Origin of the sequence: Streptomyces sp. SID14478, from assembly GCF_010548525.1 — a bacterium.
GTDB lineage: Bacteria > Actinomycetota > Actinomycetes > Streptomycetales > Streptomycetaceae > Streptomyces.
On sequence record NZ_JAAGMG010001345.1, the window covers coordinates 1 to 10831 of the forward strand.

Consider the following 10831-nt stretch of genomic DNA (forward strand, 5'->3'; position numbering starts at 1 on the left):
CGTCCGCCGGCGACCACGGGCACCCCGCGCCCCGCCACCGCCGGCCACAGCCCCCGCCACCCCGCGTCCAGCGTCTTCGGCGCGGGCGCCACCTTCTTCCCGGCGACCCGCCAGGGCTGTTCCACCAGAGCGACGCTCACCCCTTCGCCGGGCAGCACCCCGGCGAGGGCCTGCAGGTCCCGGGCTTCGATGCCGCCACCGGCGCCATGGCTGACGGCGAGGACGAGACGGGGCTTCTTCGCCGGGTGCCAGGTGACGCGGGCGTCACCGGTCTCCGTGGGAACGATCTCGGTACGGGTCACTCCGTCATGGTGCATCACCCCACCGGCGCGCGGCTCCGACACGGCCTCCGCCTTGCGGGGGTCGTGCGCGCTCCGTCCGATGGCGGGTGATCAGGGGCAGGGCCGGGGTCGGCTCAGAACAGGGTCCCCACCTCGGGCCCGTCCAGCTCGTGCACCAGCTCGGCCCCGTTGTTGCGCACGTTGCTCACGGCGGTGGACACGGGATAGGCCCGCATCAGCCCCTCCGGCGGCGGGGCCAGAAGCGACCGCAGGTCGTCCACGTCGGTCCGCGCCGGATCCAGCCAGTCGTCCCACCGATCGGCGGTCAGCATCAACGGCATCCGCGGGTGGATGTCCGCGAGCGAGCGCGGGCCCTCCTTCGGCGCGACCCCGAGCGGGGCGGTCTCCGCCTCGGTCGTGATCACCGAGCACGTCACCCACCAGGCCAGCGGATGCTCGTCGGGCAGGGTGCGATCGCGCCAGAACTCGTACAGCCCGGCCATCGCGAACACGGAGCCGTCCGCCGGGGTCACGAAGTACGGCTGCTTGCGCGCCCGCTTCTTCTTCCCCTCGACCTCCAGCTCCCGCTCCGCGTCCCCGGTCACCCACTCGTAATAGCCGTCGGCGGGCAGGATGCAGCGCCGGGCCGAGAAGGCCCGCCGGTACGACGGCTTCTCGTGCACCGTCTCGGCCCGCGCGTTGATCATCCGGGCCCCGCCCTCGGGCGTCTTGGCCCACGAGGGCACGAGCCCCCACTTCAGCCGGCGCAGCTGGCGAACCGGCCGGGGGCCCTGGGCGTCCTTCACCGAGGAGACGGGCGGGCGGTCGAGTACGGCGTAGACCTCCTTGGTGGGAGCCACGTTGAAGTCGGGCTCATAGGCCTCCTCCGGCTCCCACTTCTCGATCTCGAAGATTCCTGCGAGATCCTCGGGCCTACGACTCGATGCATACCGTCCGCACATACGTGCCACAGTGCCAGAAACACGCCCCCCATCGAACCGGAGCCGGGAAACACATGGACGCCAGCCTCTGGGACCGCATCGTCGGCACCCAGTCCGACCCCGACCAGTGGGTGGTCATCGCCACCGGCGTCGTCGCGCTCGCCGCGATCGCCCCGCACAACATCTGGCGCCTCTCCCGCAACGCCATCACCATCGCCCACGAGGGCGGCCACGGCCTGATCGCCCTGCTCATGGGCCGCCGCCTCGACGGCATCCGGCTGCACTCGGACACCAGCGGCCTCACGGTCAGCCGCGGCAAGCCGACCGGCCTCGGCATGGTCCTCACCGCCGCCGCCGGCTACACGGCCCCGCCGCTGCTCGGCCTCGGCGGCGCCGCGCTGCTCGCGGGCGGCCACATCACCCTGCTGCTCTGGCTGGCGACGGCGCTGCTGGTGGCGATGCTGGTGATGATCAGGAACGCGTACGGCGTGCTGACGGTCGTCGTCACCGGCGGCGCGTTCGTGCTGGTCTCCTGGCTGGCCGGCCCGCAGATCCAGGCGGCCTTCGCGTACGCGGTCGTCTGGTTCCTGCTCCTGGGAGGCGTCCGTCCGGCCTTCGAGCTCCAGTCGAAGCGCCGCCGCGGCGGCGCCGGCGACTCCGACGCCGACCAGCTCTCCCGCCTCACGCACGTGCCCGCGGGAATGTGGTTCTTTTTCTTCCACGCCGTCTCACTGTGCTCACTGCTGGGCGGGGGTCGCTGGCTGCTGGGCCTGTGAACAGGTGGCTCCGTACCGGCCCACTAAAGTAAAGGCATGACCTCGAACCCCGCCCACACCGCCCTGTGGCCCGCCCCTCTCGCCGGCGGAGCCGTCGACGCCACCGTCCAGGTGCCGGGGTCCAAATCCGTCACCAACCGGGCACTCGTCCTGGCCGCGCTCGCCGCGGAGCCGGGCTGGCTGCGCCGCCCGCTGCGCTCCCGCGACACCCTGCTGATGGCGGGCGCGCTGCGCGCGATGGGCGTGGGCATCGAGGAGACGGTGTCGTCGAGCTCCTCCGTGGCGGGCGGCCCGGACGGCTCCGGCGAGGCCTGGCGCGTCATCCCCTCCGGGCTCCAGGGCCCGGCCACGGTCGACGTCGGCAACGCCGGCACGGTGATGCGTTTCCTGCCGCCGGTCGCCGTGCTCGCCGACGGGCCGATCCGGTTCGACGGCGACCCCCGTTCGTACGAGCGTCCACTGCACGGCGTGATCGACGCGCTGCGTGCGCTGGGCGCCCGGATCGACGACGAGGGCCGCGGCGCACTGCCCCTGACGGTGCACGGCGGCGGGGCGCTCGACGGCGGCCCGGTCGAGATCGACGCGTCGTCGTCCTCCCAGTTCGTCAGCGCCCTGCTGCTGTCGGCGCCGCGCTTCAACCAGGGCGTCGAGGTCCGCCACACCGGCTCCTCGCTGCCCTCCATGCCGCACATCCGGATGACGGTCGACATGCTGCGCGCGGTCGGCGCCCAGGTGGACACCCCGGAGTCGGGCGGCGAGGCCAACGTGTGGCGGGTCACCCCGGGCGCCCTGCTCGGCCGCGACATCACCATCGAGCCGGACCTGTCGAACGCCCAGCCGTTCCTGGCCGCGGCCCTGATCACCGGCGGCAAGGTGACGATCCCGGACTGGCCCGAGCACACCACGCAGCCCGGTGACGCGCTGCGCGACATCTTCACGCAGATGGGCGGCGCCTGCGCACTCACCGACCAGGGCCTGGAGTTCACCGGCTCGGGTCGCGTCCACGGCATCGACGTGGACCTGAGCGAGGTAGGCGAGCTGACGCCCGGCATCGCGGCGGTCGCGGCCCTGGCCGACGGTCCCTCCACGCTGCGCGGCGTCGCGCACCTGCGGCTGCACGAGACGGACCGCCTGGCCGCGCTCACCAAGGAGATCAACGAGCTGGGCGGTGACGTGACGGAGACGGCCGACGGCCTGCACATCCGCCCGCGCCGGCTGCACGGCGGGATCTTCCACACGTACGACGACCACCGCATGGCGACGGCGGGCGCGATCATCGGCCTGGCCGTGGACGGCGTACAGATCGAGAACGTGGCGACGACGGCCAAGACCCTCCCGGACTTCCCGGACATGTGGACCGCCATGCTCGGAAAAGACCGCGTCAAGGGCGCCAGGCCGTAGGGAACGTAGAGCAATGCGCCGCTACGGCAAGCACACCGACGAGGACGACATCCGCCAGCGCCCCGGCCGCAAGGGCACGCGTCCGCGGACGAACATCCGGCCCAAGCACGAGGACGCGGCGGAGGGCATGGTCCTCACCGTCGACCGGGGCCGGCTCACCGTCCTCATCGACGGCACCCCGGTGCACGCGATGAAGGCCCGCGAGCTGGGCCGCAAGGCCGCGGTGGTCGGCGACCAGGTGGCCGTCGTCGGCGACCTGTCCGGGAAGAAGGACACGCTCGCCCGCATCGTCCGCATCGCGCCGCGCACCTCGGTGCTGCGCCGCACGGCGGACGACGACGACCCGTACGAGCGCGTCGTCGTCGCCAATGCCGACCAGCTCGCCGTCGTCACGGCCCTGGCCGACCCCGAGCCGCGCCCCCGCATGATCGACCGCTGCCTGGTGGCGGCCTTCGACGGCGGGCTCACCCCGCTGCTCGTCCTCACCAAGTCGGACCTGGCACCCCCGGACAAGCTCCTCGAGCTGTACGGGGACATCGACATCCCCTACGTGGTGACGAGCCGCGAGGAGCTGGAGAACGGCTCGGCGGTGGCGCGGGTCCGCGAGCAGCTCGACGGCAAGATCACCGCGTTCGTCGGCCACTCGGGCGTCGGCAAGACGACGCTGGTGAACGCGCTGGTGCCGCAGGACCAGCGGCGCACGACGGGCCATGTGAACTCGGTGACCGGCCGCGGCCGCCACACGACCACGTCGGCGCTGGCCCTGCCGCTGTCGGACGACGCGGGCTGGGTGGTCGACACCCCCGGCGTGCGCTCGTTCGGCCTGCACCACGTGGACCCGTCCCGGGTCATCCACGCCTTCCCCGATCTGGAGCCCGGCACCGAGAACTGTCCGCGCGCGTGCAGCCACGACGAGCCGGAGTGCGCCCTGGACGCCTGGGTCGAGGCGGGGCACGCGGACCCGGCCCGGCTGTACTCGCTGCGCCGGCTGCTGGCCACGCGCGAGCGCCGCGAGGGCGACTGACCGGCGAGCCACCTCTGTCTTGTCTACTGCCTTGCCGCGCCGGTAAGGGCATAATCGCACCAAGCCGGACGCAAGATCGAAGCCGTACGAGATCAGTGGAACGCGGGAGGCACTACACATGGCGTGGCTGCTGGTCATCGTCGCGGGGTTCCTGGAGACCGGCTTCGCCGTCTGTCTGAAGCTGTCGCACGGCTTCACCCGGCTGTGGCCGACGATCGCGTTCGCCAGCTTCGCGCTGGGCTCCTTCGGTCTGCTGACCCTGTCCTTGAAGAAGCTCGACGTGGGTCCGGCGTACGCGGTGTGGACGGGCATCGGCGCGGCCGGCACCGCGATCTACGGCATGATCTTCCTGGGCGACGTGGTCTCCACCCTCAAGATCGTCTCGATCAGCCTGGTGGTCGCGGGCGTGATCGGGCTGCAGCTGTCCGGGTCCGCGCACTGAGGCGTCCGGACCCGGCCGCTCACACCACGTCCCGCACCCGGGGGAAGTGGCACGCGGCCCCGTGCCGCTCGGCGTCCGGCGCGGCCGGCACCTCGCCCTCGCACCGGCCGCGCCCGTCCTCCCCGAGCCCGGCGTACACCGGGCACCTCCCCCGGAACCGGCATCCCGCATGGCGCACCGTGGGGCTCGGCGGGTCGCCCGCGAGCAGGATCCGCTCCTGCCGCCGCACCCGTTCCCGGGGCGGGTCCGGCACCGGCACCGCCGACAGCAGCGCCTGCGTGTACGGGTGCAGCGGCCGCGCGAAGACGTCCTCGACGGGCCCCGACTCCACGGTCCGCCCGAGGTACATGACGCTGACCCGGTCCGCGATGTGCCGTACGACGGACAGGTCGTGCGAGACGAGCAGGTAGGCGAGTCCCAGCTCCGCCTTCAGCCGGCTCAGCAGATTGAGCACGCCCGCCTGCACCGACACGTCCAGCGCGGACACCGGCTCGTCCAGCACGAGCAGCTCCGGCTCGACCGACAGGGCACGCGCGATCCCGATCCGCTGGCGCTGCCCGCCGGAGAACTCGTGCGGATAGCGCTCGGCGTGCGCCGGGTCGAGCCCGACGAGTTCGAGGAGTCCGGGCCCGCGCCGCGCGGCGCCGCGCCGGCCGACGCCCTGGGCGCGCAGCGGCTCGGTGACGATGTCGCCGACGGACATGCGCGGGTCGAGCGAGGCCATCGGGTCCTGGAACACGATCTGCACGCGCCGGCGCACGGCCCGCCGTTGCGCCCTGTCCAGTGCGGCGACGGGCTGTCCGAACAGCTCGATGTCGCCGGCCTCGGGCCGCTTCAGTTCGAGGAGTTCGAAGAGCGTGGTCGACTTGCCCGAGCCGGACTCCCCGACCAGGGCGAGCGTCTCGCCGCGCGCGATGTCCAGGTCGACGCCGTCGGCGGCGTACACGCTGCCGATCCGCCGCCGGACGGCGGACCCCTTGTACACGGGGAAGGTCTTCGTGAGCCCGCGGGCCGTCAACACCGGTGTGCCGCCCGCCGGTTGGCACGCGCGGTCCGGGATCGCGGGCACCGGGAACACGTCCCTGGGCGTGCGTCCCGCCAGTTCCCCGGAGCGCAGACACGCCGCCGTGTGCGCGGGCCCCACCGCCTCCGTCCGCGGCACGCCCTTCCGGCACCGCTCCTCCACCAGCGGGCAGCGCGGCGCGAACGCGCACCCCTGCACCGACTCCCCCGCCCCGGGCGCCACTCCGGGCACCGGCACCAGTACCTGGGCCGCCTCGTCGATGCGCGGCACCGCGCCCAGCAGCCCCAGCGTGTACGGCATCCCCGGCGCCCGGAACACCTCGTCGACGGGCCCGCTCTCCACCACCCGGCCCGCGTACATCACGGCGACCCGGTCGGCGGCCCCGGCGACCACTCCCAAGTCGTGGCTGACCAGCACCATCGCGGCGCCCGTCTCCTGCTGGGCCGTACGCAGCACGTCGAGGATCTGGGCCTGGATCGTCACGTCCAGCGCGGTCGTCGGCTCGTCGGCGACGAGGACGTCCGGGTCGTTCGCCATGGCCATCGCGATCATCGCGCGCTGCCGCATGCCGCCGGAGAACTCGTGCGGGTAGGCGTCGGCCCGCTCCCGCGCCCGGGGTATCCCGACAAGGTCGAGGAGGGTGACGGCCCGCTCCCGCGCGGCCTCCCGGGAGACGTCGCGGTGCGCGCGGACGGCCTCGGCGATCTGGTCGCCGATCCGGTAGACGGGCGTGAACGCGGAGAGCGGGTCCTGGAAGACCATGCCGATCCGCGCGCCGCGCACCCGCGACAGTTCCCGGTCGCCCGCCCCGACCAGTTCCTGTCCGTCGAGGCGCACCGATCCTCGTACGGTCGCGTTCGCCGGCAGCAGTCCCGGCAGCGCCAGTGCGGTCGCGGACTTGCCGGAGCCCGACTCCCCCACGAGGCCCAGCACCTCGCCCCGCCGAAGGCTCAGGTCGACGCCGCGCACCGCGGGCTTCCCGTCGAACTCGACGTGCAGGTCGGTCACTTCAAGCAGCACGGCGCGCGCCCTTTCCCGAGGCGGACGGATCGAGCGCGTCGCGCAGCCCGTCGCCTACCAGATTCACCGCGAGTACGAAGACGATCAGCAGGCCCGCCGGGAAGAAGAACATCCAGGGGTAGGTGATCGCGGCCCCGGTCGTGGAGGCGATCAGCGTGCCGAGCGAGACGTCCGGCGCCTGCACGCCGAACCCGAAGTAGGACAGGGCCGTCTCGCTCATGACGGCGCCGCCCACCGCGATGGTCGCGTCGATGATGAGGAACGAGGCGATGTTCGGCAGCACGTGCCGCAGGATCACGGTGAAGGGGCCGACGCCCATGTACCGGGCGGCGCGCACGAATTCGCGTTCCCTCAGCGAGACCGTCATCGAGCGTACGACCCGGGCCGTGATCATCCAGCCGAACACGGCGAGCAGCCCCACGAACGCGAACCAGCCCGCGCCGCGCAGCCGCGGCGAGACGATCGCGATGATCAGGAAGGACGGGAAGACGAGGAGCAGGTCGACCACGAACATCAGCAGGCGGTCGGACCACCCCCCGAAGTACCCGGCGCACGCCCCGACGAACGCCGCGAGCCCGGTCGAGAACAGGGCCACGAGCACCCCGATGACCAGGGATTTCTGCAGCCCGCGCACGGTCTGCGCGAACACGTCCTGGCCGATGCGGTTGGTGCCCCACCAGTGGTCGGCCGAGGGCGCCGCGCGCAGCGCCGTGTAGTCGACCTTCTCGTACGTCCACGGGGTGAGGTGCGGGCCGAACACGGCGAGGGCGACGAGCAGCAGCAGGACGCAGGCTCCGGCCAGCGCGCTGCGGTGGCGAAGGAAGCGGCGCGCGACGACGGAGGCGCGGCCGCGGGGGCGGGCGACGGTCGTCGGCTCAACAAGGGTGGCTGTCATGGCAGTTGGTCACTCAGGCGCGGCGTACGCGCGGGTCGAGGGCGGCGTGCAGGGCGTCGGCGAGGAAGCCGGAGAGCAGCACGACCACCGCGGCGAAGACGTTGACGGCGACGACGGAGTTGACGTCGTTCTTGCCGATGGAGGAGACGAACCACTCGCCCATGCCGTGCCAGCCGAAGATCGTCTCGGTGAAGGTGGCGCCGGTGAACAGGGCGAGGAAGCCGAAGCTGAAGAAGGTGGACATGGGGATGAGGGCGGTGCGCAGGCCGTGTTTCAGCAGCACCCTGCGGTGGGTGAGGCCCTTCGCGCGGGCCGTGCGCAGATAGTCGGCGCCGAGCACGTCGAGCATCGAGGAGCGCTGGTAGCGGCTGTAGGAGGCGACGGCGCCGAGCGCGATGGAGACCGTCGGCAGCAGCAGGTGCACCGAGCGGTCCTTGAGCACCGCCCAGAACCCGGAGTCGACGCCCGGGCTCTTCTCGCCGGTGAACTGGATGACGTCCGTGCCGGTGCGCTGGTTGAACCAGATCGCCCCGATCTTGAGCAGCACGGCCAGCAGGAACACCGGCGTGGAGAGCAGCACGAACGAGGCGACGGTCAGCGCCCGGTCGGAGAGCCGGTACTGGCGCACCGCCGTCCACGCCCCCGCGAGCACCCCGAGGACGGTGCCCGCGATCGTGCCGAGCAGCAGCAGGCGCAGGCTGACCCCGATCCGCCGCCCGAACTCGTCGCTCACGGACGCCCCGTCGATGGTCTGCCCGAGGTCGCCGCGCACGGCGTGCCCGGCCCAGGACAGGAAGCGGGCGGGCAGCGCCCGGTGGTCGTTGACGCCCATCGCGGTCAGGTGGTGGTCGACCGCCGCGGGCGACAGCGGCGGCTGGCGGCCCTCGTAGTACGCGCGCGGGTCCAGGGCCAGCGACGCGATCAGGTACGAGAGGCAGACGGCGACGGCGAGCAGGACGGCGTAATAGCCGATCCGCTTCGCCAGGTAACCCCACACCCGTTCCGCCCCCGTCTTTCGTTTCTGCAGGTCATCGGCTTGCAGCAGTAAGCATGAGCGCGTTCTGTTGCCGCATTGTGAAGAGCGCATGTCATCTCCGGAGAGCCCTTCCACGGGCGACTTCCGCGGGCTTACGGTCTCGCCGACTGCGGCCGCAGATCCGGCCGCGCACGACCCGGAGGAAGTCCCACCATGCGCAGAACCGCCGTCACCGCCCTAGCCGCTGCCCTGTCGGCCACTTTGGTGGTCGCGGGCTGCGGGTCGTCCGACGACGGCAAGCCGGTGAAGAAGAAGGCCGCGCCGGCGGTGGACGGGCAGGACGTCAACGCGCATCCGGTGAGCGACCTGAAGCAGGGCGGGACGCTGAAGATGGGCCTGTCGACCTGGCCCGCGAACTTCAACTGGAACACCCCCGACGGCTTCCAGGGCGACGCCACCGAGGTGGACGGGGCACTGCTGCCCGACCTGTTCGACAACGACGCCAAGGGCGCCCAGCACGCCAACCCGAACTTCCTCACCTCGGCGAAGGTCGTCTCCACCGACCCCCAGGTCGTCGAGTACCAGCTGAACCCGAAGGCCAAGTGGTCCGACGGGAAGCCGCTGAGCTGGAAGGACTTCGCCGCTCAGTGGAAGGCGCTGAACGGCGAGGACAAGGACTACGAGGCGGCCGTCACCGACGGCTACGAGCAGATCTCCAAGGTGGAGCAGGGCAAGGACGCCCACGGCGTCCGCATCACCTTCGACAAGCCGTACGCGGAGTGGCAGAACCTGTTCGACCCGGTGTACCCGGCGGCGTACATCGACACCCCGGAGAAGTTCAACAAGGGGTGGACGCAGCAGCTGCCGGTCACCGCGAACGCCTTCAAGGTCAAGAGCATCGACAAGACGGCGCAGACGATCACGATCGTGCCCGACCCCGACTGGTGGGGCCCGAAGCCCAAGCTGGACTCGGTCGTCTACCGCACCATCGACTTCACGGCGTCCACCGAGGCGTACCTCAACAAGGAGATCGACTCGGCGACGGCGCTGCTGCCCGAGGACTACAAGCGCCTCGTGAAGGCGCCGGGGACGGACATCCGGCGCGGCGCACGCTGGGACGAGGTGCACATCGCGCTGAACGGCGCGCGCGGCCCGCTCAAGGACGTACGCGTACGCCAGGCGCTCGGCAACGCGATCGACCGCAAGGGCATCAACACCGCCTTCAGCAAGGACCTCTCCTTCGAGCTGAAGCCGCTCGACAACCACCTCTTCATGCCCAACCAGGAGGGCTACCGGAGCAATGCGGGCGAGTACGGGAAGTACGACCCCGAGAAGGCCGGCAAGCTACTGGACGCGGCGGGCTGGAAGTCGTCCGGTGAGGGCGAGCCGCGCACCAAGGGCGGCAAGCAGCTCACGCTGGAGTACACGCTGAGCGCGGGCAGTTCCTCGGCGCAGGTCGACCAGGCCGAGCTGGTGCAGCAGCAGCTCGCGGCGGTCGGCATCAAGATCACGCTGAAGAAGGTCCCGGCGAACGACTACTTCACGAAGTTCGTGAACACCGGCAACTTCGACCTCACGAGCTTCCGCAACGTCGACGCCGTCTTCAAGAGCGTCGTCACCCCCACCTTCGTCCAGCCCCGGGGCAAGAACCTCTTCCAGAACTACGGCTCCATCGGCTCCCCGAAGATCGACGCACTGCTGAAGAAGGCCCAGCAGACCGTCGACACCACCGAGGCGAACAAGCTCTACAACGAGGCCGACAAGGAGCTGTGGAAGCTCGGCCACTCCATCGAGCTGTACCAGCGCCCGCAGATCGTCGCGGTCCGCTCGGGCCTCGCGAACTACGGCGCGGAAGGGCTCGCGAGCCGCGACTACACCAAGATCGGCTGGCTCAAGTAGCACGTCCCGGCTCGTGCCCCGCGCGGATCGCCTCGCGCACCAGCCGCGCGACCGCGCCGTCCGCGGGCGGCACCAGTACGCACGACAGCGCGAGCCGCACCGCCAGCTCGCACTCCCGCGCCAGCGCCTCCGCCTGTGCCGTGGCCACGCCC

Annotated in this window: 9 protein-coding genes and 2 pseudogenes; 5 read left to right on the forward strand and 6 right to left on the reverse strand. The window is 71.6% G+C overall.

Features of this window, described 5'->3' with window-relative positions; genetic code table 11:
* Positions 1-302 (reverse strand): annotated as a pseudogene (locus G3I40_RS42370) (hydrolase); the annotation flags it as partial.
* 113 nt (positions 303-415) lie between these two features.
* Positions 416-1243, reverse strand: a complete 828-nt coding sequence (locus G3I40_RS42375) for an SOS response-associated peptidase (RefSeq protein ID WP_164560111.1) — start codon at positions 1241-1243, stop codon at positions 416-418.
* Positions 1244-1296: 53 nt separating this feature from the next.
* On the opposite strand from G3I40_RS42375, the gene G3I40_RS42380 reads away from it, so the two are divergent.
* The 4 genes from G3I40_RS42380 (at position 1297) to G3I40_RS42395 (ending at position 4865) form a co-directional block, all read left to right on the forward strand.
* Positions 1297-1998, forward strand: coding sequence for a M50 family metallopeptidase (locus G3I40_RS42380; RefSeq protein WP_164560112.1), 702 nt, complete (start codon positions 1297-1299; stop codon positions 1996-1998).
* A 36-nt stretch (positions 1999-2034) separates the two neighbouring features.
* Complete coding sequence (gene aroA, locus G3I40_RS42385; protein WP_164560113.1) at positions 2035-3399, forward strand: 3-phosphoshikimate 1-carboxyvinyltransferase; 1365 nt, start codon at positions 2035-2037, stop codon at positions 3397-3399.
* Positions 3400-3412: 13 nt separating this feature from the next.
* Entirely contained in the window at positions 3413-4423 is a 1011-nt protein-coding gene (rsgA, locus tag G3I40_RS42390; protein ID WP_164560114.1) for a ribosome small subunit-dependent GTPase A, read from the forward strand.
* 118 nt (positions 4424-4541) lie between these two features.
* Positions 4542-4865 (forward strand): multidrug efflux SMR transporter, encoded by a 324-nt coding sequence (locus G3I40_RS42395; RefSeq protein ID WP_164560115.1) that lies wholly within the window; start codon positions 4542-4544, stop codon positions 4863-4865.
* Positions 4866-4884: 19 nt separating this feature from the next.
* Here G3I40_RS42395 and G3I40_RS42400 read toward each other — a convergent pair whose 3' ends face one another.
* Genes G3I40_RS42400 through G3I40_RS42410 form a run of 3 tightly spaced genes read right to left on the reverse strand, consistent with a single transcriptional unit; the run spans position 4885 to position 8801 of the window.
* Positions 4885-6906 carry a dipeptide ABC transporter ATP-binding protein gene (locus G3I40_RS42400; RefSeq protein ID WP_203645821.1) on the reverse strand — a complete coding sequence of 674 codons (2022 nt, stop codon included), beginning with the start codon at positions 6904-6906 and terminating at the stop codon, positions 4885-4887.
* Positions 6899-7804: an ABC transporter permease gene (locus G3I40_RS42405; protein ID WP_164560116.1), complete on the reverse strand. Its 906-nt coding sequence runs from the start codon at positions 7802-7804 to the stop codon at positions 6899-6901. The genes G3I40_RS42400 and G3I40_RS42405 overlap by 8 nt, the downstream gene beginning before the upstream one ends.
* Before the next feature lie 13 nt (positions 7805-7817).
* Positions 7818-8801 carry an ABC transporter permease gene (locus tag G3I40_RS42410; RefSeq protein WP_164560117.1) on the reverse strand — a complete coding sequence of 328 codons (984 nt, stop codon included), beginning with the start codon at positions 8799-8801 and terminating at the stop codon, positions 7818-7820.
* Between the two features lie 192 nt (positions 8802-8993).
* Between G3I40_RS42410 and G3I40_RS42415 the strand changes: the two genes are divergently transcribed.
* The gene (locus tag G3I40_RS42415; protein ID WP_164560118.1) at positions 8994-10679 is read left to right on the forward strand and encodes an ABC transporter family substrate-binding protein; all 1686 of its coding nucleotides are present in this window, start codon (positions 8994-8996) and stop codon (positions 10677-10679) included.
* Here the strand turns inward: G3I40_RS42415 and G3I40_RS47775 are convergent.
* Positions 10672-10831: pseudogene (locus tag G3I40_RS47775) on the reverse strand (TetR/AcrR family transcriptional regulator); the annotation flags it as partial. The gene G3I40_RS42415 and the pseudogene G3I40_RS47775 sit on opposite strands and share 8 nt — an antisense overlap.